Raw genomic sequence first — 20,770 nt, forward strand, 5'->3', positions numbered from 1 at the left:
ATCAGCACTTCGCCGGCCCGAGGTCCCTCAAGCTGAACCGTCATCACCTCAAGCGGCTTACCGGCCTGCACCGCGACTGCTGCTCTTACGTCCATGGTTTCATCCCTTCCTGCTATGATTTGATCCGCGCGACATTGCCATGGCCGCACAGGGCGACTCAAGCCAAAATCAGACACTTAGCGTCGCAATTGTGAAGTTTTAGCCGAACAACCGTCGGACACTTTTCCGGAATTTGTTCAGATCCCTTGATTTGATCAGGCGAATTCCATGATCACGGCGTCAACGGCAAGACTTTCGCCCGGCTTGGCGTTGATCTTGCCGATAACAAGATCACGTTCGGCGCGCAGGACATTCTCCATCTTCATCGCCTCGACGATGGCTAGCGTCTCGCCGGCCTTGACCTCCTGTCCCTCGGTTACGGCGATCGACACGACGAGGCCGGGCATGGGGCAGAGCAACAGCTTCGACGTATCCGGCGGCAGCTTGACCGGCATGAGTTGATCGAGCTCGGCCTGGCGCGGTGTGAACACCTTGGCCATGACGGAAATACCCTGCCAATCGATGCGCAGGCCGTTCAGCACCGTGCGGATCTGAGCCGTCAACTTGCGGCCACCGATGTGGCCGACCCAGACGGCATCGCCGGGGCGCCATTCGGTCGCGACAGTAACGGTCTGGCCGCCGATCTGCATGTCCATCTCGAAAGGAATGGTAACAACACCTTCGAGCAATGCCACAGGCAGGTAATCGGCTCCGAGCCTGACAATCCAGCTTTCCCGCAATGGTCCGGCTGCGGAACGCAACCGGTCGCCATAGCGCTCGCGGCGGTTGGCTTCGATCAGGCTGCAGGAAAGGGCGACGGCTGCAAGCAGAGCGGTCTGATCCTCATCCGGCGTTACGGGCGCGAAGCCATGAGGATATTCCTCGGCAATGAAGCCGGTGGAAAGACGGCCCTCGCGCCAGCGCGGATGCTTCATCAGCGCTGACAGGAAGGGCATATTGTGCTCGATACCATCGACGACGAAACCATCAAGGGCTTCGCCCATCGCTTCGATTGCTTCAAGCCTCGTCGAAGCCCATGTGCAGAGCTTTGCGATCATCGGATCGTAATACATGGAGATTTCGGCGCCTTCGAAGACGCCGGTGTCGTTGCGGACGATGGACTTCTCCGTCTTGCCTTCGCGCGGCGGACGATAGCGCGTCAGACGGCCGATCGAAGGCAGGAAGTTGCGATAGGGATCTTCCGCGTAAAGACGGCTTTCGATCGCCCAGCCTTTGAGCTTGATGTCAGCCTGCTTGAACGGCAACGTCTCACCGGCGGCGACGCGGATCATCTGCTCGACGAGATCGATGCCGGTCACCAGTTCCGTCACCGGATGCTCGACCTGCAGGCGCGTATTCATTTCGAGGAAATAGAAATTCCGGTCGCGATCTACGATGAATTCGACCGTGCCGGCGCTTTGATAGTCGACTGCCTTGGCCAGTGCCACCGACTGCTCGCCCATGGCCTTGCGCGTTGCTTCATCGAGGAACGGCGAGGGTGCCTCTTCCACGACCTTCTGGTTACGGCGCTGGATGGAGCACTCGCGCTCGCCGAGATAGACGACATTGCCATGAGCATCGGCCAGCACCTGGATCTCGATGTGCCGTGGGTCTACGACAAATTTCTCGATGAAGACGCGGTCATCGCCGAAAGAGCTCTTCGCCTCGGAACGGGCGCGATCGAAACCGTCGCGCACCTCGTCCTTGCTCCAGGCTATGCGCATGCCTTTGCCGCCGCCGCCTGCCGATGCCTTGATCATGACGGGATAGCCGATTTCGGCCGCGATCTTTTCCGCATGATCAGCATCATCGATGATGCCGAGATGCCCCGGAACGGTAGAGACCTTGGCGGCGTTGGCGAATTTCTTCGACTCGATCTTGTCGCCCATGGCTTCGATCGCTTTGGGCTTCGGGCCGATGAAGACAATGCCCTCCTTTTCCAGCGCCGCGCAGAAGGAGGCGCGCTCGGAAAGGAAGCCGTAACCGGGGTGAACGGCTTCGGCGCCGGTCTGCTTGCAAGCGGCGATGATCTTGTCGGCGATGAGATAGCTTTCAGCGGCGGGCGCAGGGCCGATATGGACTGATTCATCAGCCATTTCGACATGCAGGGCATCCCGATCTGCATCGGAATAGACGGCGACTGTGAGAATGCCCATTCGGCGCGCAGTCTTGATCACGCGGCAGGCGATCTCGCCGCGATTGGCGATCAGGATTTTCTTGAACATGCAATCTCCGCCCAATACTTCTGCTGTGTCAGTGTTTTAGCCACAAATTGCCTTGGCGGTCCATGCGCAAGATCTACCCTTGCGCGGAATTTACCGATCTGGACTGCACACGCTCGCGCCAGATGATGAAAAGGCCGGAGCCTACGATGATGGCGATACCGATCCACTTGGAAAGGTTGGGGAAGTCGCCGAAGATCGCGTAGCCGAGGACCGTGGCCGAAATGATCTCGAAATATTGGAACGGAGCCAGCAGGGACAATGGCGCCAGCCGGAAGGCTCGGACGACAAGCATATGTGCGTAGCCTGAAATCGAGCCCAGGATCAGCAACAGCACGAGGCCGAGCATGGAGCCGGGCAGGGAAGGCTCGAAGTCTGCAACGCCGACAGATGAGCCGACAAGGAGGGCGAATGCCATGAACACGGTGCCGCCCGCACCCGCCATGATCTGCATCGTCAAAGGCGAATCGGCCTCACCGACGGCGCGGTTCATGAAGAGATAGAGTGCGTAGAGAAAGGCGCAGGCGACCGGCAGCAATGCCTTCAATCCGAAAATCGCGAAACTCGGCTGGATGACGATCATCGCGCCGCCAAAACCGATGACGATCGCCAGCCACCGCCTCCAGCCGACCTTGTCACCGAGAAACAGCGCCGAAAGCGCCGTCAGTATGAAGGGCTCTACGAAGTAGATCGCGAAGACATCGGCAAGCGGCATGTATTTGACCGCCGCGAAGAAAAGCAGGCTGGCGGCTCCGTGCAACGCGCCGCGCAACAGGTTCATCCAGGGGCGCTTTGCCGAAAAGGCGGATCGCCCAGTCACGGTCAGCAGCAGCGGCAGCATGCAGACGAATTGGAAGAAGAAGCGGTAAAAGGTCACCTGGCCAGGCGACATGCCTTCGAAACTCGCCATGTATTTGGCGATCGCGTCCATCGTCGGCAGCAGGATCATGGCGCTGGCCATAATCGTCATGCCTCTAAGGGGATTCTGCTGTGTGGAAACGGTGGGGGAGACGGACATAACGGAACATCAAACACAGGAACATCCTGCAATCAAGAAGCGATCGGGCACGACTTTCGAAACCATGGGGCCGGGTGCGCAAGATGTCGCACTTTTCCATTTGGGACAGATCGTGGTGGCGGGATGACGCCCGTAGACCTATCTGTGCTTTCGGAAAAGGCTAAAACATAAGTGCGCCGCACAGATCGCCGGCGCAGCCAAGAAAAGGATCGCACCGATGTTCAAGCCCGAACAAGAGACGACCGTTTTTTCGGACGAGGGCGGCGACACCCTGGGCGGACGGCTGTCCATGGCTCGAGACGCGGCTGGCATCAGCCTGGAGAAACTGGCAATCGAACTGGGTGTCACCGAGGAGACGATGCTCGCCTGGGAATCCGATCGCGCCGAACCGCAGGCTTCCGCGCTGGTAACGCTGTCGGCGCTTTTCGGCGTATCCCCCGCATGGCTTATGACCGGTGCTGGCGACGGCCCGGCCGATGACAGCGATGAGCGGGCGCTCGACGCCGTCAGAAACGAGCTCTCGCGCTTGCAAACGGCCCATCAGGAAATCGGGAAGTTGATCGAGGCGACAACTCGCCAGATCGAACGGCTAGATCACCAGATCCGGCTACGCAATGTCAGCAAGGATGTTGCGCATTAGAGCTGTGTCCCGCGATCCCCGCGCTTGGGGGCCGTCTTCGCGCAAGCCATTGTCTAGAAAACAAAAAACCCGGCCTAAGCCGGGTTTTTGGTGCGGTCGAGAAGACTCGAACTTCCACGGGTTGCCCCACAGCGACCTCAACGCTGCGCGTCTACCAATTCCGCCACGACCGCATCGTGGTAGCGCCGAATTGCTCCGGCGGGGCTGCATGTAGCAAAAGCATTCGGGGGGCACAAGAGCGATATGTCAGTTTTTTTAAATTCCTTCACAGCTCCTCCGATTGCATCCGTGGGAATGCCGGGAAAACGCCGTAGATGTTTGAATTTCCGCCGGAATAGCGCCATATGTGGATAACTCGCGGGCGCGCAGGATTTCCACAAAGGCGGCCTGCGGCGGATAAAGGACTGCCAAAAAAAATGCTTCGCACAGAACTTTCTCACCAAATGTTTCCCGTTCAAGGTACGCCGCCCGTTCGCTGGCGGATCAGCGATGCTCTTGTTCCTTATGACGAGGCCGTCGCAACGATGGAGGCCGAGGTCGCTGATATCGCCGAGGGCCGGGCGTCGGAGCTGGTCTGGCTGGTGGAACATCCTCCACTCTATACCGCTGGCACCAGCGCCAATGCCGCCGATCTTATCGAGCCGGATCGATTTCCTGTCTTCGCGAGCGGGCGCGGGGGGGAATATACCTATCACGGGCCGGGGCAACGCGTGGCCTATGTCATGCTGGACCTGAAGTGTCGACGGCAGGATATCCGCGCCTTTGTCGGCGCCCTTGAGGAAGTGATCATCCGCACGCTCGAATCGATGAATGTACGCGGAGAGCGACGCGAGGACAGGGTGGGCGTGTGGGTCAGGCGTCCGGAAAAGCCGGTGCTGCCGGATGGCACGGTTGCCGAAGACAAGGTTGCCGCCCTTGGCATCCGCGTGCGCAAATGGGTGACGTTTCATGGTCTTTCGCTGAACGTCGATCCCGACCTCAGCCATTTTACCGGGATCGTTCCGTGTGGAATCTCGGCCTATGGCGTCACCAGCCTCGTCGATCTCGGGCTTCCCGTCATGATGCCGGATGTGGATATCCGTCTTCGCGAGGCGTTCGAGCAGGTGTTCGGTCAAACGGTCAACGATGCCTGAGGTATTTTCGCTTTCCTTCGAATCACGAAAACGACCGCCTCATAGCTTGCTCTGAGAGAATTGCGCAGCTCTCGATCGTCAACCGAGTTGATTCGATAGTGATGTGGTTCGCTGCTCAAGAAAATGCCCCGGAAGGGAGAGCATCCAGGGCATAGAGAGGGGAACTGCCAGAAAAAAATTAGGGCGGTTCCTCCACACTTCAAGGCCTCCATCTTACGATAGGTTGCAATGTCGTAAAAATCGTTCACCCGGCTCGCGAAGCGGCGATCGGTTGTGGTCACTTTGTTATTCGAGAACATAGCTAAGCTGGAGGCGGGATGGGAAAATGAGGCGGCCTCTGTGCCATAAAGGCACTGAGAATCATTAGATTTCCGGTTGATTCCAAAGGGATGCGAAGTGCCATCGATGATTGCTGCCCAGGCCAACCTGCTCTTTCCGATAGCTGTTTTCGTACAGTCTACGTTCATATTCGTCCGCATATGGTGTCATCCGTCGCCCCTAGATCGCCTGTCGATTGACAATCGAAAGGGACGATACGATTAATAGTTTCGACATTCGTCATAGAGCGGAGGAAATGCCAATGACTAGTCGTGCCATTCTGTTGATGTCCCTTGCGTCTCTTACAGTTGTAGGCTCGATGGGCCTCGCTTCTTCGGCTTCTGCGCTAACCATGAAAGAGTGCAGCGCCAAATATCAGGCAGCTAAAACCGCTGGCACTCTGAACGGCCAGAAGTGGAATGACTTCCGCGCAACGCAGTGCAGCGCCGATGCAGGTGCAGCAGCTGCCGCTCCCGCAGCAACCGCCCCCGCCGCGACTGCTCCGGCAACGACTGCTCCGGCTGCCAAGGCAGCGAAGACAACTGCAGCAGCCAAGGTCGACGCCAGCGAGCCTGACGCGACGAAGCCGCCGGCAGCCGAACCGGCAAAGCCGACGACGACCGCTCCGGCCGGCGTGACCTTCCCGGCCAAGGTTGATGCCAAGTATGCCACAGAAACGCCCGGCAAGGGCCGTTTCCACACCTGCGTCGACGCATACAATGCAGCCAAGGCCAAGAACGCACTCGGCGGTCTGAAGTGGATCCAGAAGGGCGGCGGCTACTACAGCCTCTGCAATTCCAAGCTGAAGGGCTGATTTCCGGATCGGCAGAACATTCAGCGGGCGCCTTAGTGGCGCCCGTTTTGTTTTGGGCGATCAGCGGCGGAGCTTCTCCCACTTCTTGATCAGGCGATCGCGCTTGAGCTTCGACAGTCGCTGCAGCCAGAAGATGCCGTCGAGCTGGTCGATCTCGTGCTGAATACAGATCGCCAGGAAATCTTCAGCCTGTTCTTCATGCATTGCGCCATTCACATCCTGATAGGAAAAGCGGATGGCTTTCGGTCTCACGATCTCTTCCGTGATCCCAGGCATGGACACGCTGCCTTCCATATGCCGCATGGTTTCCTCCGAGGACCAGAGAAGCTGCGGATTGATATAGGTGCGCACGCCGTCCTGCCGGCTGAGCTCGATGACCACGATCCGCTTGAGTATGCCGATATGTGGGCCGGTAATGCCGACGCCCGGTGCGGCGCGCATCGTATCCAGCAAATCCTCAGCAAGTCCGCTCAGCCCGTCATCGAAGGCGCCAACTGGCGCGCAGGCCGATTGCAGCAACGGGCTGGGGAAGCGAATAATGGGGCGAACCGGCATCTGGCTCTCCATTGTTGGAACGGCATATGTTGATGGCACAAGACCGGAGCGAGGCGCCGGCAGGTGATTGCCTTCGGGAGCAAATACAAAATAGCAGCGCTTTCGTCTATCTGCTTGTTGACGTTGATTTTTCTTCTTGGGTAGAAGGCCAGGATAATGTTGGGTGCAATCGTGCTGCAGGGATCCATGATCGTCGCGGCAGCAGAAATAAGAAAGGGCGAACAGGCGTGGTCGATGTGAACATCCGCATCAAGCGAGCTGCCGCTGAGCATTTTTCGGCATTGCAGGCCGTGGAACTGGCGTCGTTTGAAACATTGCGCGCGACAGGCGCGGTCACAGGCGACGCGACGGCAAGCAGCGAAGAGGATCTGCAGCGGTATCTCGATGCCGGGTTTCTGTATGCAGCATTCGACGAAGGCGACAGGCTGGTTGGCTATGCCGGAGGATATGTCGCCGATGGCTGGGTGCATATCGGCGAGGCGGATGTGCATCCGAACTGGCAGCGCAAGGGGATTGGAAGGCGATTGATGCAGGCATTGCTTGCCGACGGCCAACAGCGAAAGCTCGCGGGGGCGACGCTTACGACTGATCGCTTTGCACCCTTCAACGCTTCATTCTACGCCTCGCTGGGGTTTCAGGTGGTAGAGGGAGAGGCCTGTCCAGAGCGTTTGAAGGCGATTCTTCGCACGGAGGAAGCGATGGGTTTCGATCCGCTTCGCCGGGTCGCCATGATGCTCGCCTACTGATCTCTTGCGAATCTGCCCACCTTGGAGGGCTGCTGCGGCAAGCCTTCGTCATCGGGCCAGATCGCAGCAGAAGTCACATCAGGCGTAAAAATTGACTATTACGTAAAAGTCAATATGATGGTCTGCGTCAGATAGGGGCGAATTCTTGGTAGACGGATACTATAGCATAACGGAGCTTACGCGGGAATTCGGTGTTTCGACCCGAACATTGCGGTTCTACGAGGACGAGGGCCTCATTCAACCCGAGCGCAAAGGGCGCACGCGCCTGTTTCGGCCGGCCGACAGGCGACTCATCGCCGAGATCCTGCGCGGACGCCGCATCGGCTTCACTATCGCAGAAATTCGCGAGATCATTCAGGTCTACAAGGAACCTCCGGGCGAGATCGGCCAGCTGAAGCTGCTGATGAAGCGCGTGGACGAGAAGCGCGACGAGTTGCGCCAGAAGCGCAAGGATATCGAGGATACGCTGAGCGAACTCGACAATGTCGAGGAAGCCTGCCTCGGCCGTCTGGCCGAAATCGGCGTTGGGACGTGATAGTTTAAGCAGACAATTTTGCTGCCACAGTTCCGGCGAGAACGCTTTCTAAAAAAGCCTAGCGTTCTTGGGGAGTTGGTGGTGTGGTCTCGAAAATCTCGTCTATTCTTGCCATGCTCGTTGCCATTGTTGTCGCGAGTTCGGGGCAGGGCCATGCTGTGGAAGCCGTACGGTCAGATATTCCGGTTGCCTATGGTCTTTTGCTCGACGGCAAGGATGCGGTCTATGGCGAGTTCGTTTGCCACATTCATGTACGTTGTAAGCTTATCGACAATCAGAAGGCTCACCTTCAGCTGAGCGTGACGATCGAATCCACGGAGTGGCTATCGGGGGAAGTCAGTGTTCAGTGCGGCGAACCCGATTGCTCGTTCTTAAGTGGGCATTCATCTACCAGGCTGGAGGGAGCAGCTCAGGGGAAAAATTCTCGTCAATTCGAGCTCTACGCCGGCAGTGGCGCCGCAACGACGAATGATCTGGTCTATCGCACGCGACCGAGTATCGGTCGGATCTTCTTTCTCTTTGGAAACCGGTAGACCGCGCTCGAACGCCTCGTTGAGGCAATCCCTCAGCCCGTTCTTCTCAAACCCAGCGGCGCGTGCGCTTGCAGTAAAATTCGAATTCGCAGCCGAAGCGGGAGAGGAGATGCATCTCTTCGCAGCGGATCACGAGCAGCGTGGTGAGCGCGGCCGCCGCGGCTGCCATGGCCACGAACCAGAGATTGCCGATCAGTAGGCCGAGGCCGGCCGTCAGCAGAGTGTAACCGAGATAGGTCGGATTGCGCGTGAAGCGAAACGGGCCTGTCGTGACAAGATAGGCGCTGCAACGTTGCGTCAGGACGGTCGTGCGGCTCTCCACCAGTGTCTTGACCGCCCAGACATTCAGCGTCACCGCAAATGTGACGAGAGTAGCGCCGATGACCCATGCGACGATCGACCAAAAAAGAGGCAGGGACAGCGGATAGTAGCGCTGCAGCCACAGCGCGATAATAACGGCGACGCTATAGAGGAGCGGCGGCCACGGAAAACTCAGCGACTTCGAACGATAGGCATTCATGGAATAACCCTGTCATTGCGCTTCATCCGTGCATTGTATCGCGATTCGGCTTACGCGTTCATCGCTATCTGCTTTGATTGCCCCGGATTCCAGGGGTTTGAGGAGATTTTGCGCCTGTAGTTTATCGAGCGTGCACTCGCAGAAGCTGCGGCACATTTTCTCGCCGCCTGATTGCGTGCAAGACGCCACGCATTGCTTGACATAACCGACTGTCGGATCCTGCGGAGGAGCTGGGGCAACCAGCGACAGCAGATAGACCAGGCCGAACAGCAGCGGCTGATGAACGAGGTAGAAAGCAAGACTGTGACGACCGGCGCGGGCGATCAGATTTTGGCCCGGACCGAATGTTGCCAGCCGCTTAAGCCAACCGAAGGACATTGCCAGCTGCGCTATGCCGAGGCCGAAGAGAAAGGGCGTTAGCCAGGGGAAGAGCGGCACGTAGTCGTTTGACCGCTGGGGCGTCTCCGACAGGCCGACCCACCAGAGCCACGGCGTGTCGAATGCGGCGGAATGCAGTGAAAAGGGCGCGATGACATTATCGACGATAATGCCGGCTCCGAGCAGCGCCGCGATCAGCAGGGTCGCAAAAGCCGGCAAACGCAGGAATAGCAGCCCGACAAGGCTGGCCGCGGCAATTGCGTGAAGGATGCCGAAGTAGATCCAACCTGGGCCGATAAACAGTTTCGTAACGATGGAGATCGCCAGCGCCGCGGCGACGATCATTCCCAAGCGGCGACCATAGGAGCGCCAGCGAATCTCGGGCGTGTTGGCGAGGATCAGGCTGAAGCCAGCCAGAAACAGGAAGGTGCTGGCGATGGCGCGGGCATAAACCTTCAGCCAGCCCGTTTCCGCCGTGCCGGCGTCGAGATAGCCGAAAAATTCGAAATCCCAGGTGCAGTGGTAGCTTGCCATCGCCAGAAGAGCGATGCCGCGCGCCGTATCCAGAATGCCGATGCGCGGCGTCTTTTGCGGTGCATCAGCGATCTCGGCGATTGCGACCATTGGGGTGGGTCCTTCCAGGCATGAACTCAAATCACTGATGTCGCCTCCGGCGACGCGGGCTTGTCATGGCACATCGCCGTCCATGATGGCCAGACGGGCGTCGGAAAAAAACTGGCGTCGGATCAGCACGGTAATGATGAACATCGTCGTGACGATGAACACGTATGGGCTCACGAACCAGCCGAGATAGCCGATCGATAGGAAAATCGCCCGCAGCCCGGCATTGAAATTGCGGGCGGCGATGATGTTCATTCGCACCACGCGTTCGGCTGCCCGTTCGGCACCAATCGGATCGAGAATGGCATCTTCCCGCATCGGCAGGGAGCCGAAAAGAATGGTGCAATAGTTGAACAGGCGATAGGCCCAGCCGAACTTGAAAAAGGCGTAGCCGAAAAGGCAGGCCAGCCCGGCCACCTTGATCTCGAAAGCAGCTCGGCCGCCATTGAAAATGAAGGGCAGGTCGGAGAAGAAGGCATTGATCTTGTCCGTTGCGCCGAGCAGCGCGAAGCAGCTGCCGATGGCAAAGATCGAAGTGGAAGCAAAGAAGCCGGTGCCGTTCTGCAATCCCGACAGGATCTGCGTATCGATCATCTTCAGGTCGCGGCGCAGGGAATTGTAGATCCACTCACGCCGGCGTTCGTTCATCGCGAGCGTCAGGCTGGTGCGATTGAAGAAACGCGCGCTGCCGACGATCCAGTTCAGCGCAACCCAGAGAAAGATAAAGAGGGCGAGGGCGACATAGTCGGCAGTCGTCATAAAGGCAGATTCTCCCGGATCAATCCGATGTGGACTGTAACTTAGCGCGGGCCGGGTGCAATGCCCTTCTGTTTGCCTCGCCCGATGCCTACATGTAATGTCGCTGCCATGAAATCCGATGTCGGTCGATCGCCATGCAAGGTTCCCCTGATAGCGTAGCTTTGCTCAAAGTCGATTTGCCGAGGAGGCAATAAAGGTCCATGTTTCTTTCAGTTTTCGATGTTTTCAAGATCGGTGTGGGACCGTCCAGCTCGCACACCATGGGGCCAATGTCCGCCGCGAATCGCTTCCTGGAGTTGGTGCTGTCGAATGAGTGGCCGCGCCCGTCTTCGAATGTGCAGGTCGCGTCGATCAAGGTCAGTCTGCATGGTTCGCTTGCCCATACGGGCATCGGTCACGGCACGGGCAGAGCAGTCATTCTCGGCCTGATGGGCGAGCGTCCGGATACGGTCGATCCGGACCGGATGGATGCCATCATCGACGAGGTCGAGCATAGCGGGCGTATCACGCCGCCGGGTCATCCCGGATATCAGTTTCATCCCAAGACGGACCTCATCTTCGACAAGAAGGTGCCCTTGCCGGGGCATGCCAATGGCATGAGCTTTTCCGCCTTCGACAAGGATGAGCGCCTGCTCGTCAAGCGCATTTATTATTCCGTTGGTGGCGGTTTCGTCGTCACCGATACCGAGCTCGAACAGATGCGGGCGGACAAGAAGAAGCCGGCGGCTGCCGGCGAGCGTGTTCCGTTCCCCTTTGCCAGCGCCAAGCAGATGCTTGACATGTCCGAGCGCTCCGGCCTTTCGATCGCACAGATGAAGCGCGCCAACGAAGAGACGCGCATGAGCCCCGAGGAGCTGGATGCTGGTCTCGACCGCATCTGGGCGGCCATGAGCAGCTGTATCGACCGTGGGCTCAAGGTCGACGGCATCATGCCCGGCGGCCTGAAGGTGCGCCGGCGTGCGCGCGCCATCCATGACAAGCTGCAGGAGGAGTGGCGCAGCAACCGCATCAATCCGGTGCTCGCCAACGACTGGCTCAGCGTCTACGCCATGGCCGTCAACGAGGAAAATGCTGCGGGCGGCCGCGTCGTGACGGCGCCGACCAATGGCGCGGCCGGCGTCATTCCAGCAACGATCCGCTACTACCAGCATTTTCACGAGGATTGGGATCAGGAAGGCATCCACAACTATCTGCTGACTGCGGCCGCAGTCGGCGGCATCATCAAGCACAACGCCTCCATTTCCGGCGCTGAAGTCGGCTGTCAGGGCGAGGTGGGCTCGGCGGCGGCAATGGCGGCTGCGGGGCTCGCCGCCGTCATGGGCGCAACACCGGAGCAGATAGAGAATGCCGCCGAAATCGCGCTGGAACACCATCTGGGCATGACCTGCGACCCTATCGCTGGGCTCGTTCAGGTGCCCTGCATCGAGCGAAACGCACTTGGTGCCGTCAAGGCGGTTACTGCCGCTTCGCTCGCACTCAAGGGCGATGGCCAGCATTTCGTGCCGCTCGACGCCTGCATCGAAACGATGCGCCAGACCGGCCACGACATGAGCGAGAAATACAAGGAAACCTCCACGGGCGGCCTCGCCGTGAATGTGGTGGAGTGCTGAGTGTGGACGCCTGATCTAAAGGCTTGACGTCCTCAGCCAAAAGGACTTCAACGGCATCCATGGCTTTGCATCTCATCAAATTGTGCGTGGGCGCGGATTCGATCGATGACCTGCGCGAATGGGTTTCCGAGCGGGCGATGAATGCCATCGCCGCCGGTCTGGAGCCGCGTACGACCCATACGACCCGTATGGTGCCGAAGCGCATGGAAGAGTTGTTGGATGGCGGCTCGCTCTATTGGGTGATCAAGGGGCAGGTGCAGGCGCGGCAAAAGCTGCTCGATATCGAGACCTTCACAGATGCGGAAGGCATTCAACGTTGCCGGCTCATCCTCGATCCCAGTGTCGTCGAAACGACAGGTCAGCCTCGCCGGCCGTTCCAGGGTTGGCGCTATCTGCCGCAGGATGATGTCCCGCGCGATCTTGATAGCCTCGGCGCGGCAGCCGAACTGCCCGCCGATTTGCGGCGGGAACTTTCCGAACTTGGATTGCTTTAAGGCGAGGGTCTAAAGCGCGATCTCTGAGATTCGCTCGCGCTTCAGGTTCTTGATTTCGTGCAGTTGGCGTTAGCGCAACCGCATCATGACCGGTGCACGGCCGCTCGGAGCGGTGATGTGCAGGTGGATATGCGCGTCCGGCTGGGAGTAGCGCCAGGCGCGGGCACCGTGGCAAAGCAGGATGCCGATAAGGTCCTTGGTCTTGTTGCGCGAACGGCTGAGGCCCAGATCGGCCAGCCGCATCGCCGCCTCATGGAGCGGATGAAGAGCAAAGCTCTTCTGTTTCGTCTTTCCCCCGCCATCGAGCGAGAGACCGGGAAAGTTCTCGTTCATTGCCATTTCAAGTCCCCGTACACGTTACAAACTCAGGGCCGGTCCGATGGACATCCGGAACCGGGAAGCCAGGCATCTATGCGACAGGCCTGACCGATCTTCATGCATCCCCGCTTCTCTTCGAATAGCGAAAATGCCGCATCTTGTAGTTTCGTTCGCGCTATAAGCGGAAAACCGCCGCGCATTACTCCTGGACATACTTCAGGCGACACGAAACACATTGGTCACCGTTCTATTCCATGCTCGCCCAGCACTTAACGCCGGCGCGCTTCAAAGTTTTGCAGGCGCTGAGGGCCGAGTTCTGATCCTCAAAGCCGCCAAAGCGAGCGCGATAGCCGCCGTCAAAGGCAACGGTATAGGGTTTTGCGGCGCGCAGTGCCTTGCCGCCCTTGCTCTTGGCGGTGTCGAGAAGATCGCTGGCGCCATCCTTGCTGGAGGAAACGCCGATCTGGACGACCCAACCGGTTGCGTCTCGCTCGGCCTTTTCGGCCTTTGCAACCTTTTCCGTCTTCTCCGCCTTTTCAGCGCGCTGCAGTTTCACGACCTTCGTATCGGCTTTGGAGATCGAGGCGGTGGTGACGGTATCGACTTCATCCTCATCGGCATCGTCGGAAGTCGCATCGTCTGAAGCCGCGCGCTGCGGAACAGGCTGTGCTGCAAGCAGGGGATTGGCCGATTTCGGCGTTACCGCTGCAAAGGCCGCCGCGCTAGATGGCTGCTGGGGCTCGACCGCCTCTGCGGCTTCATCGTTGCGAATCTTTGCGTGGTTGACCTCACCAAAGCGGGCACTGGCGACCTGAACATTGGGTGTGGCCGCAGGCGTGTGGGCAATGACCTCGGAGGCGATATGGCGTGTCGAAGCCTGCGGCAGATATGCGGCGATCAACTTGCGCATCTGATTGTCGCGGGCGGGCGTGGACGCGCCGCCAAGCACCACGCCGACGATCGAACGGCCATCGACCTTCACCGAAGTTGCGAGGTTGTACCCGGCTGCGCGCGTATAACCGGTCTTGATGCCGTCGACGCCGCGCACGGAGCCGATCAGGCGGTTATGACCAAAAATGACCCTGCTGCCGAGGTGAAAGCTCGTCTCGGAGAAGAAACCGTAATATTGCGGAAAATGCTCACGAAGGGCGATGCCGAGGCGAGCCTGGTCACGGGCCGTCGTCATCTGCGCGGTATTCGGCAGGCCGTTTGGATTGCGGTAGGTCGTGCGCGTCATGCCGAGCGCGCGCGCCCTGTCGTTCATCATGCGCGCAAAGCCCTCCTCGGAGCCGCCGAGCATCTCACCCAGCGCCATGGCGGCATCATTGGCCGATTTAGTGACAATACCGAGGATGGCCTCGCGTACCGTTACCGAATGGCCAGTGCCGATGCCGAGCTTCGTCGGCGCCTGCATGGCGGCATTCTTGGAGAAGACGACTGGCGTGTCGAGAGTAATGCGGCCTGCTTCAAGTGCTTCGAAGGTCAAATAGACCGTCATCATCTTGGTCAGCGAGGCGGGGTAGTGAAGCGTGTCAGCGTTTTCGCTGTAGAGAACGTTGCCCGTATTGGCATCGACGACGATGCCGGCATATTTCGTGCCCGCATAGGCGCTCACGGCGGTTACCGTGATCGTTGCCGTTGCCACCGAAAAGCCTAGGAACATTCTCGCCAGAATCTTACCGGATTGAGACGACGATACGGGAAGGGTTGATCTGGACACTAAATCACTCTCTGCTTGCATTTACATTCTCGATGATCCGGCCGCCGCCTTCCACAAACGCCCGTTGCGTTCGAGAGTAAGGGCTTAGCGTTACTAATCGGTTTATGATGAACGGTTGGTTTCAGGTTTTCGCGCCATTTTAGCGACCGCCGCCAGTCGCGGGCAAAGAGCCTTGGGTATCCATGAGACGCGCTTTAACGAAGCTCTGGACAGTGGCATCCATGGTGCGCCAATCCCCGAGCTGATTGCTGGAAAAGCGATAGAGGACGCTCAAGTCCTTACCCACCTTGACATCCCTCTGGCAGTCGCCGCTGGTTGCCAGGGCTGGCGATGCGGGCAGGAGGCAGCGCACGACATAGTCAGGCTGTCCCGGACGGGACGCCGTCAAAAGAATCTCGTTGTTGTAGCCGGCATCGGCACGCAGGCGATGCGCCGTCAAACCATGGGGACCGGAATACGGCACTCCATCCATGATGTGAGAATAGATGGGCTCCAACCGGCCGGACATATCACGTGACATCGTGCTTTGGCTGAGCTGCAAGAAGATCAGCGACGAAGATTGAGAGACATCGTCAAAACGAAGCCGATCGGCCTCGCTGTATCCCTGCATCTGCGGCCAGGTGAGGTAGAGATCGACGCGTTCGGCCGTCCCATCGATGCGCTCGCTCGGGAAGCGGATGGTATTTGCCGTCAGGCGCAGCGCATCCTCGCCAATCGTCACGGAGACAGGCTTGGTGTCGGTGGTATGACCACCCAGGGAAATTCTCTCTCCAAGCCAATGACCGCCAACGGAAATGCCGACGGTGAGGGCTGCCAGAACGGCAATGCCCGCGGTGATCCGATAGACGAGACCGCTCGATATCAGCGGCCTTTCGTCAATGCTCGAGGCTGATGACGGAGTAGAAACCATGCCCTTGCCTTCATTTCATTCCACCCCGGATGCCAGCTTCAATGCGAGCGATGGCAATTCCGCGGCAGGATCAGACTTCCAATGAGTCTTGTTCGGAAATGATTGGCGTCACGATGGTTAATGAAGCTTTAAAATTATGTCGGCGACCGTGCTATTGGGCGACGACCCACGCATATCCCGCCATGAATTGAAATTAAGCCGACGAACAAAAAAGAGCCGTTCCCGGGACAGTGGGAACGGCTCAGAGGCACCGGTCTGGACAGAAATCAGGGGACGAGACCGGGTCTCTGCTCTCGATCATCGGCGCTAGGCCACCGACGATCTTTGTATCACTTCCTACTTCAGGCTGCCGACGGCAACGGCGCGGCCGTCCTGGATCTTGACCCAACGGGCCGGGTGGTCGACCGACTGGCGCTTGAGGAAGGTGTATTCCGTCTCAGACCACAGCTTCACCTTGTTGCGCATGTTGTCGAGAACGAAGTCGCCGCGATCGGTACGCACCGTCAGGACAGCATGACCATCGCCATTCGGCTGCAGCACGACGGTCATGAGCAGATCGGACGGAGAGAAGCCGGCGTCGATCAGTTCCTTACGCTTCAGCAGTGCGAAATCTTCGCAATCGCCGGCCGTGGTCGGGATCGCCCACTTTTCCTCGACGCCGTAAAGCTCCATGTCGGTCATCGGCTTGATCGTCGTGTTGACCGTGTAATTGATCTGCAGGATCGTCTTCCAGCTATCCTGGGTGAGGATAATCGGACCCGCATCGCCGCCGGCGAAAGTGCACTCGCGAGGGTTCTCCTTGCAGAACTCGTAGTGACCGATCGGGGGAGCGGCGTCGCCCGTGATCGTCATGTTGGCCGGTGCGGCCTGAGCAAGGCCGAAGAAGCCGAGAGTGGCGAATGCTAAAGCGACGCAACCGCGAAGTACGAAGTGAAAGTTCATGTCCCTGTCCCTGCTTATTTTGTTGGGATCAGAATGACACGCATGCTTTTATCTGGCGCAAAATTGCATAGTCAAATTAAGGGCTTAGTTGAATCAAATCCGCATCAAACTTTCATAAAACACGCAGAAAACTTGAATCAATTTTTCAGCGAATTCGATTAAAATTCGAATGTTTCCGGTATAGTTCCCTGGATTGGCTAAGGCCGTCTCAGCCCTGCTTTCAAATGGTTTATCACCAATGGAATTGTTAACGGCGAGATGGCTCTTACGGTTAAATATCGTCCCATAATGAAACAACATGACCGCCACGGCCAGGAAATGGATGGCCCAAACCGGCCGATATGCCCGCTGCTGTGCCACTTTGGGAAAAATCGGCAAAAAATATTTTTTGATTTTATTTTGAAATTCGCACGCGCATCGCGTCCGCCACCCGGATGATCGTCACTGCCATTTCCGCCAGATCGGCAGAATGGGCTGCGTTGGGAACGACGATTAGCTCAGCCTCCGGCATTGCCCGCGACAATTCCCACGCCGTGACGAGTGGGCCCTCAAGATCGAGCCGCCCCTGAACCATGGTGCAGGGGATGCCGACAATGCGATTGATGTCACGGAGGATCTGGCTTTCTTCAATCCAGGCCAGATGATGAAAGTAATGCGTGATGATGCGAGCGCGCGCTGTCACGTATCGCGAATCGGACCAGCGGGCCGACAGGGTGGCGCGAGGATCGACCAGGATCGAGGCGGATTCCCACTCATGCCAATCGACAGCTGCCTTCACGTGAATGGTCGGATCGGGATTGCACAGAAGGCGGTAATAGGCGCCGACAAGATCACCGTCACGATCCCCTGGCGGAACAGCCGCGCGGAATCGCGCCCACTCCTCGGGAAAGAAACGCCTGAGGCCGTGGTAGAGCCAGTCGATCTCCGTCTGCCTCGTCATGGTAATGCCGACGAGAAGTAAGGACGACACCCGATCCGGATGGGTTTCGGCATAAATCAGGGCAAGCGTGCACCCCCACGAATTGCCGAAAACGGCCCAGCGCTCGATACCGAGCGAAATTCTCAGCCGCTCAATATCGGCGATGGAGCGCCAGGTCGTGTTCGTCGATAGATCGACATCCGGCTCCGACGCGTGCGGGAGGCTATTGCCGCAGCCGCGCTGGTCGAACTGGACGATTCGGTAATGCTGAGGATCGAAATATCGGCGCGTGCCGGCGGAGCTTCCGGATCCCGGCCCACCGTGAAGGATAAGGACGGGTGCTCCCGCGGGATTGCCTGATTGCATCCAGAATATCCGGTGGCCGTCACCGACCTCAAGCAGGCCTTCCGCAAAAGGAGTTATATCGGGATAGAGCATTTCGCCGCCACGCATCGAAGACCAGACAAGCGTCGCTATTTCGGCGCGTTGCGTGACAGGACGATAACAGGATCAGAGAAATTCGCGCAAAGTTTCGCGCGATTGCAGCGAAAGGAACTCGATCGCCACGCCTTCCATGAAGTGACGCACGACACGGCCGCGCATATTGCCGAGCCGCACCGGAGTGCCGAGAGGCGGCCGCACCTCGACATCGACGGCGGCGCCGGAAAGCGAAAGGTCCATGATGCGACAGGTATAGGCCGTACCGTCGTCCATGGTCAGGTCGCAACGGGTGTTGCGCGGCGTCAGACGATCGTGGCGACGATCTTCAGGCAGACCGAGTTCATGCTTGTTGGCAAGCCAGGTAAGCTGGGCGGCAAGTTTTTCGCGCTTCCGTTCGGTCGCGTTAATCGACATGGTGAAACCGCGCCCATCGATGGCAACGACATGGCCTTCGACGCGGCCAAGGTGATCGATGTAAGCAATGACACGCTCATCGGCCCGCGGACGTCCCACGCAGGTGACATACATGTCTCCCGGGGACATTTCGGTTACCAGGCACTCGAATTCCTCATAATTGGCGAGCATCAGTCGACCCTGCATATTGATCGGGACTCGCTGAAAAGTCCGCTGATCGTTGCGGGGGCCATTGCCTGCCAGTTGATTTGACCGCATGCCCTGGGCCGGCTGGAATGAATGCATGGATGAGCTTCTTTGACCGATTACGTCCGATGCAATAACTAGCCGAAAGTTCTTAAGGTAATGTTGTCTTTCTCGCGGCGTTACTTAAAGGCGTCGGCCGATTTTGTCCCGTGACGGTTCAGCTTCGACGTCGCGGCCGCGCATTGCCAGATTGAGTTTCCTGCGCATCCACTCGCCCAGCCGCATGTTTTCATGGGTTGGCAGGATGTCGGTTGGATCGGGATGAGGCGGCGCATCGATGATGCGGGCAGGGCGTTCATACAGCAGGCGCGTGCGATCGAGCGCCAGAAACTCCAGGCAGTCGTTACCCAGCCATGCGGCAGGTGTCGCAGGCGCCAGGCAGCCCAGCAATCTATCGCAAGTATCGCTGGAGCTTCGCAGCGGCATCAGCATCATTTCAAATGCGGCGCTGCGGCCGCTGACGCAGTAGCCTGTTGCATGGATCATGGCGGGAACGACATGCGCCATGACGCCGGCCGCAATGCGCACCGGATCCTCCTGCTGGCTGCCGGCCCAAAGGGCCGCAAAGTCCTCGCCGCGAATTTCGCGTCCCATCAGATTGCAGATCGTCGTACCCGCCAGGCGGAAGCGCGGATTGTCGTCCGCCGTATTCTCGAGAATGAAGAGCTCAGGGAGAATATGGCTGATTGCCGAAGGTTGTATCAAACTGCGCAATGGCGCGTCCGCGTTGCCGCGGATCTGCTCCCAGTAGGTAAATATCTCTGTGCTCGTCTTCTGCCGCATGATGCGTGGGTGTCCCATTTCAGTTCAAACTCGGGGGCGGTTTTCGCCGTCACATCAAGCCTTGCCAGTTTCATGCCAGACCCGGGATGTTAGGGTTAACTATTGGTTTCAATTGCCAATCGCGACGGCAGATGAGAGGAATAGGGCATCACTTCACCAAGTGACCTTCAGCACGAACTTTCAGGGCGCAGCGCCGGCTTTGCAGGCCAATCCAGCGGAAAGACGCCCGTTTGCCGCCCGGCATCCGGGCGGCTTTTTTTTTTAGTTTTGCTGCGCTATGTGTCGATCACATCTCAAGAAAAGCAGAGCAAGACATGGACGATGAACAGCTGCCGCGCCAAGAGCCGGAAGATCCGCGGCCGCAGCGCGTTCCGGCCTTCAATCTGCCGCCGGTCATCCTGGCGAGCCTCGCACTGCTGATTGCCGTCTTCGCGTTGATGAACCTGCCGTCCTGGTCGGATCAGACGTTGAACTGGATCTATTTCACCTTCAGCTTCATCCCGGCCCGCTATGCCTTTCCGCTGTCGCAGCAGGGCCTTGAATGGCTTTGGACGCCCGTTACCTATTCTCTGCTGCATGGCGGCATCGAACATATCGTCTTCAACAGCCTTTGGCTGATGGTGTTCGCGGCGCCGGTCGCACGGCGCATCGGTACCGCGCGCTATGTGATTTTCTGGTTTCTCTCATCCGCCGCCTCCGCCTTCATGCATGCCGCGCTTTATTGGGGCGATCAGACCCTGCTGATCGGCGCGTCCGGCGTCGTTTCGGCACTGATGGGCGCTGCGTGCCGCTTTGCCTTCCCCGCGATGGACGGGCGCCGCGTTTCGATGCGGCAGGCGCATCTCAATCCGCGGCTGAGCATTCTCGGTTCGCTGCGCAGCCGGACTGTCGTTGCCTATATCGTCATGTGGATTGCGGGTAACGCGCTCGTCGCCTTCGGCATTACACTAGTCGGCGACAGCGCGCAGCCCGTCGCCTGGGATGCCCATATCGGCGGCTTTCTTTTCGGGTTTCTGTTGTTCGCCTTGTTTGACCGCCAGCCGCGGATGGAAGAGCAAGAAGCTATACCGCTCGACGAATGAAGCTGTTGCTTTCTTGCTGCGGCAAGCGCACCATTGTTATCCGTCGGTCGCGGGATAAAG

At 58.6% G+C, this 20,770-nt stretch carries 23 protein-coding genes, 1 tRNA gene and 1 pseudogene; 9 read left to right on the plus strand and 16 right to left on the minus strand.

Annotation, left to right across the window (positions count from 1 at the left end):
- From GGD46_RS29200 to GGD46_RS29210, 3 genes and pseudogenes are all read right to left on the minus strand, one after another.
- Positions 1–95: pseudogene (locus GGD46_RS29200) on the minus strand (GNAT family N-acetyltransferase); the annotation flags it as partial.
- Positions 96–254: 159 nt separating this feature from the next.
- On the minus strand, positions 255–2,264 hold the full coding sequence (locus tag GGD46_RS29205) for an acetyl/propionyl/methylcrotonyl-CoA carboxylase subunit alpha (RefSeq protein ID WP_184710349.1): 2,010 nt from the start codon (positions 2,262–2,264) through the stop codon (positions 255–257).
- A 73-nt stretch (positions 2,265–2,337) separates the two neighbouring features.
- A complete protein-coding gene (locus tag GGD46_RS29210) occupies positions 2,338–3,279 on the minus strand; it encodes a DMT family transporter (RefSeq protein WP_184710351.1) in 942 nt (313 codons plus the stop codon).
- A 217-nt stretch (positions 3,280–3,496) separates the two neighbouring features.
- On the opposite strand from GGD46_RS29210, the gene GGD46_RS29215 reads away from it, so the two are divergent.
- On the plus strand, positions 3,497–3,919 hold the full coding sequence (locus GGD46_RS29215) for a helix-turn-helix domain-containing protein (RefSeq protein WP_184710353.1): 423 nt from the start codon (positions 3,497–3,499) through the stop codon (positions 3,917–3,919).
- 88 nt (positions 3,920–4,007) lie between these two features.
- Here GGD46_RS29215 and GGD46_RS29220 read toward each other — a convergent pair.
- Positions 4,008–4,092 (minus strand) — tRNA-Leu (locus GGD46_RS29220).
- A gap of 243 nt (positions 4,093–4,335) precedes the next feature.
- Between GGD46_RS29220 and lipB the strand changes: the two genes are divergently transcribed.
- Positions 4,336–5,052, plus strand: a complete 717-nt coding sequence (lipB, locus tag GGD46_RS29225; protein ID WP_184710355.1) for a lipoyl(octanoyl) transferase LipB — start codon at positions 4,336–4,338, stop codon at positions 5,050–5,052.
- A 580-nt stretch (positions 5,053–5,632) separates the two neighbouring features.
- Entirely contained in the window at positions 5,633–6,184 is a 552-nt protein-coding gene (locus GGD46_RS29230) for a hypothetical protein (protein ID WP_184710356.1), read from the plus strand.
- Between the two features lie 60 nt (positions 6,185–6,244).
- Here the strand turns inward: GGD46_RS29230 and GGD46_RS29235 are convergent, their stop codons facing one another.
- Positions 6,245–6,739, minus strand: a complete 495-nt coding sequence (locus GGD46_RS29235; RefSeq protein ID WP_184710358.1) for a peptide deformylase — start codon at positions 6,737–6,739, stop codon at positions 6,245–6,247.
- A 26-nt stretch (positions 6,740–6,765) separates the two neighbouring features.
- Between GGD46_RS29235 and GGD46_RS29240 the strand changes: the two genes are divergently transcribed.
- The 3 genes from GGD46_RS29240 (at position 6,766) to GGD46_RS29250 (ending at position 8,553) form a co-directional block, all read left to right on the plus strand.
- Positions 6,766–7,485 (plus strand): GNAT family N-acetyltransferase, encoded by a 720-nt coding sequence (locus GGD46_RS29240; protein ID WP_246806504.1) that lies wholly within the window; start codon positions 6,766–6,768, stop codon positions 7,483–7,485.
- A 145-nt stretch (positions 7,486–7,630) separates the two neighbouring features.
- On the plus strand, positions 7,631–8,020 hold the full coding sequence (locus GGD46_RS29245) for a MerR family DNA-binding transcriptional regulator (RefSeq protein WP_184710360.1): 390 nt from the start codon (positions 7,631–7,633) through the stop codon (positions 8,018–8,020).
- An 83-nt stretch (positions 8,021–8,103) separates the two neighbouring features.
- Complete coding sequence (locus tag GGD46_RS29250) at positions 8,104–8,553, plus strand: hypothetical protein (protein WP_184710361.1); 450 nt, start codon at positions 8,104–8,106, stop codon at positions 8,551–8,553.
- A gap of 46 nt (positions 8,554–8,599) precedes the next feature.
- On the opposite strand, the gene GGD46_RS29255 is transcribed toward GGD46_RS29250, so the two are convergent.
- From GGD46_RS29255 to GGD46_RS29265, 3 genes are all read right to left on the minus strand, one after another.
- Entirely contained in the window at positions 8,600–9,073 is a 474-nt protein-coding gene (locus tag GGD46_RS29255) for a methyltransferase family protein (protein WP_184710363.1), read from the minus strand.
- A gap of 12 nt (positions 9,074–9,085) precedes the next feature.
- Complete coding sequence (locus tag GGD46_RS29260) at positions 9,086–10,075, minus strand: DUF1624 domain-containing protein (RefSeq protein ID WP_184710365.1); 990 nt, start codon at positions 10,073–10,075, stop codon at positions 9,086–9,088.
- A gap of 63 nt (positions 10,076–10,138) precedes the next feature.
- Positions 10,139–10,831, minus strand: a complete 693-nt coding sequence (locus GGD46_RS29265; RefSeq protein WP_184710367.1) for a DUF599 domain-containing protein — start codon at positions 10,829–10,831, stop codon at positions 10,139–10,141.
- A gap of 200 nt (positions 10,832–11,031) precedes the next feature.
- Here GGD46_RS29265 and GGD46_RS29270 point away from each other — a divergent pair, with 200 nt between their 5' ends.
- Both GGD46_RS29270 and GGD46_RS29275 read left to right on the plus strand, forming a co-directional pair.
- On the plus strand, positions 11,032–12,441 hold the full coding sequence (locus tag GGD46_RS29270; RefSeq protein WP_184710369.1) for an L-serine ammonia-lyase: 1,410 nt from the start codon (positions 11,032–11,034) through the stop codon (positions 12,439–12,441).
- Between the two features lie 59 nt (positions 12,442–12,500).
- Entirely contained in the window at positions 12,501–12,935 is a 435-nt protein-coding gene (locus GGD46_RS29275) for a DUF1489 family protein (protein ID WP_184710371.1), read from the plus strand.
- 69 nt (positions 12,936–13,004) lie between these two features.
- On the opposite strand, the gene GGD46_RS29280 is transcribed toward GGD46_RS29275, so the two are convergent.
- From GGD46_RS29280 to GGD46_RS29315, 8 genes are all read right to left on the minus strand, one after another.
- Complete coding sequence (locus GGD46_RS29280) at positions 13,005–13,274, minus strand: hypothetical protein (RefSeq protein WP_184710373.1); 270 nt, start codon at positions 13,272–13,274, stop codon at positions 13,005–13,007.
- A 226-nt stretch (positions 13,275–13,500) separates the two neighbouring features.
- Positions 13,501–14,994 carry a D-alanyl-D-alanine carboxypeptidase gene (locus GGD46_RS29285; RefSeq protein WP_184710375.1) on the minus strand — a complete coding sequence of 498 codons (1,494 nt, stop codon included), beginning with the start codon at positions 14,992–14,994 and terminating at the stop codon, positions 13,501–13,503.
- Positions 14,995–15,112: 118 nt separating this feature from the next.
- A complete protein-coding gene (locus GGD46_RS29290; RefSeq protein WP_184710377.1) occupies positions 15,113–15,883 on the minus strand; it encodes a hypothetical protein in 771 nt (256 codons plus the stop codon).
- Between the two features lie 336 nt (positions 15,884–16,219).
- A complete protein-coding gene (locus GGD46_RS29295; protein WP_184710379.1) occupies positions 16,220–16,825 on the minus strand; it encodes a transglutaminase-like cysteine peptidase in 606 nt (201 codons plus the stop codon).
- A gap of 93 nt (positions 16,826–16,918) precedes the next feature.
- Positions 16,919–17,203, minus strand: a complete 285-nt coding sequence (locus tag GGD46_RS29300; RefSeq protein ID WP_184710381.1) for a hypothetical protein — start codon at positions 17,201–17,203, stop codon at positions 16,919–16,921.
- 16 nt (positions 17,204–17,219) lie between these two features.
- Positions 17,220–18,182 carry a prolyl aminopeptidase gene (gene pip, locus GGD46_RS29305; RefSeq protein ID WP_184710383.1) on the minus strand — a complete coding sequence of 321 codons (963 nt, stop codon included), beginning with the start codon at positions 18,180–18,182 and terminating at the stop codon, positions 17,220–17,222.
- Positions 18,183–18,254: 72 nt separating this feature from the next.
- Positions 18,255–18,884 carry a PilZ domain-containing protein gene (locus tag GGD46_RS29310; protein ID WP_184710385.1) on the minus strand — a complete coding sequence of 210 codons (630 nt, stop codon included), beginning with the start codon at positions 18,882–18,884 and terminating at the stop codon, positions 18,255–18,257.
- Between the two features lie 84 nt (positions 18,885–18,968).
- Positions 18,969–19,628, minus strand: a complete 660-nt coding sequence (locus tag GGD46_RS29315; RefSeq protein WP_246806505.1) for a PAS domain-containing protein — start codon at positions 19,626–19,628, stop codon at positions 18,969–18,971.
- A gap of 314 nt (positions 19,629–19,942) precedes the next feature.
- Here GGD46_RS29315 and GGD46_RS29320 point away from each other — a divergent pair, with 314 nt between their 5' ends.
- Positions 19,943–20,710, plus strand: coding sequence for a rhomboid family intramembrane serine protease (locus GGD46_RS29320; RefSeq protein ID WP_184710389.1), 768 nt, complete (start codon positions 19,943–19,945; stop codon positions 20,708–20,710).
- Positions 20,711–20,770 lie beyond the last annotated feature (60 nt).

The organism is Martinezella lusitana, assembly GCF_014207095.1.
GTDB classification, from domain to species: Bacteria; Pseudomonadota; Alphaproteobacteria; order Rhizobiales; family Rhizobiaceae; genus Rhizobium; species Rhizobium lusitanum_B.

Excerpts from the sequence above, each read along its gene's own strand:
- GGD46_RS29255 (WP_184710363.1), bottom strand. The coding sequence starts at position 9,073 with ATGAATGCCTATCGTTCGAAGTCGCTGAGTTTTCCGTGGCCGCCGCTC.
- GGD46_RS29320 (WP_184710389.1), top strand. The coding sequence starts at position 19,943 with ATGGACGATGAACAGCTGCCGCGCCAAGAGCCGGAAGATCCGCGGCCG.
- lipB (WP_184710355.1), top strand. The coding sequence starts at position 4,336 with ATGCTTCGCACAGAACTTTCTCACCAAATGTTTCCCGTTCAAGGTACG.
- pip (WP_184710383.1), bottom strand. The coding sequence starts at position 18,182 with ATGCTCTATCCCGATATAACTCCTTTTGCGGAAGGCCTGCTTGAGGTC.
- GGD46_RS29265 (WP_184710367.1), bottom strand. The coding sequence starts at position 10,831 with ATGACGACTGCCGACTATGTCGCCCTCGCCCTCTTTATCTTTCTCTGG.
- GGD46_RS29240 (WP_246806504.1), top strand. The coding sequence starts at position 6,766 with ATGTTGATGGCACAAGACCGGAGCGAGGCGCCGGCAGGTGATTGCCTT.
- GGD46_RS29310 (WP_184710385.1), bottom strand. The coding sequence starts at position 18,884 with ATGCATTCATTCCAGCCGGCCCAGGGCATGCGGTCAAATCAACTGGCA.
- GGD46_RS29230 (WP_184710356.1), top strand. The coding sequence starts at position 5,633 with ATGACTAGTCGTGCCATTCTGTTGATGTCCCTTGCGTCTCTTACAGTT.
- GGD46_RS29270 (WP_184710369.1), top strand. The coding sequence starts at position 11,032 with ATGTTTCTTTCAGTTTTCGATGTTTTCAAGATCGGTGTGGGACCGTCC.
- GGD46_RS29235 (WP_184710358.1), bottom strand. The coding sequence starts at position 6,739 with ATGCCGGTTCGCCCCATTATTCGCTTCCCCAGCCCGTTGCTGCAATCG.
- GGD46_RS29205 (WP_184710349.1), bottom strand. The coding sequence starts at position 2,264 with ATGTTCAAGAAAATCCTGATCGCCAATCGCGGCGAGATCGCCTGCCGC.
- GGD46_RS29280 (WP_184710373.1), bottom strand. The coding sequence starts at position 13,274 with ATGGCAATGAACGAGAACTTTCCCGGTCTCTCGCTCGATGGCGGGGGA.
- GGD46_RS29295 (WP_184710379.1), bottom strand. The coding sequence starts at position 16,825 with ATGAACTTTCACTTCGTACTTCGCGGTTGCGTCGCTTTAGCATTCGCC.
- GGD46_RS29260 (WP_184710365.1), bottom strand. The coding sequence starts at position 10,075 with ATGGTCGCAATCGCCGAGATCGCTGATGCACCGCAAAAGACGCCGCGC.
- GGD46_RS29210 (WP_184710351.1), bottom strand. The coding sequence starts at position 3,279 with ATGTCCGTCTCCCCCACCGTTTCCACACAGCAGAATCCCCTTAGAGGC.
- GGD46_RS29215 (WP_184710353.1), top strand. The coding sequence starts at position 3,497 with ATGTTCAAGCCCGAACAAGAGACGACCGTTTTTTCGGACGAGGGCGGC.
- GGD46_RS29290 (WP_184710377.1), bottom strand. The coding sequence starts at position 15,883 with ATGGTTTCTACTCCGTCATCAGCCTCGAGCATTGACGAAAGGCCGCTG.
- GGD46_RS29285 (WP_184710375.1), bottom strand. The coding sequence starts at position 14,994 with ATGCAAGCAGAGAGTGATTTAGTGTCCAGATCAACCCTTCCCGTATCG.
- GGD46_RS29275 (WP_184710371.1), top strand. The coding sequence starts at position 12,501 with ATGGCTTTGCATCTCATCAAATTGTGCGTGGGCGCGGATTCGATCGAT.
- GGD46_RS29315 (WP_246806505.1), bottom strand. The coding sequence starts at position 19,628 with ATGCGGCAGAAGACGAGCACAGAGATATTTACCTACTGGGAGCAGATC.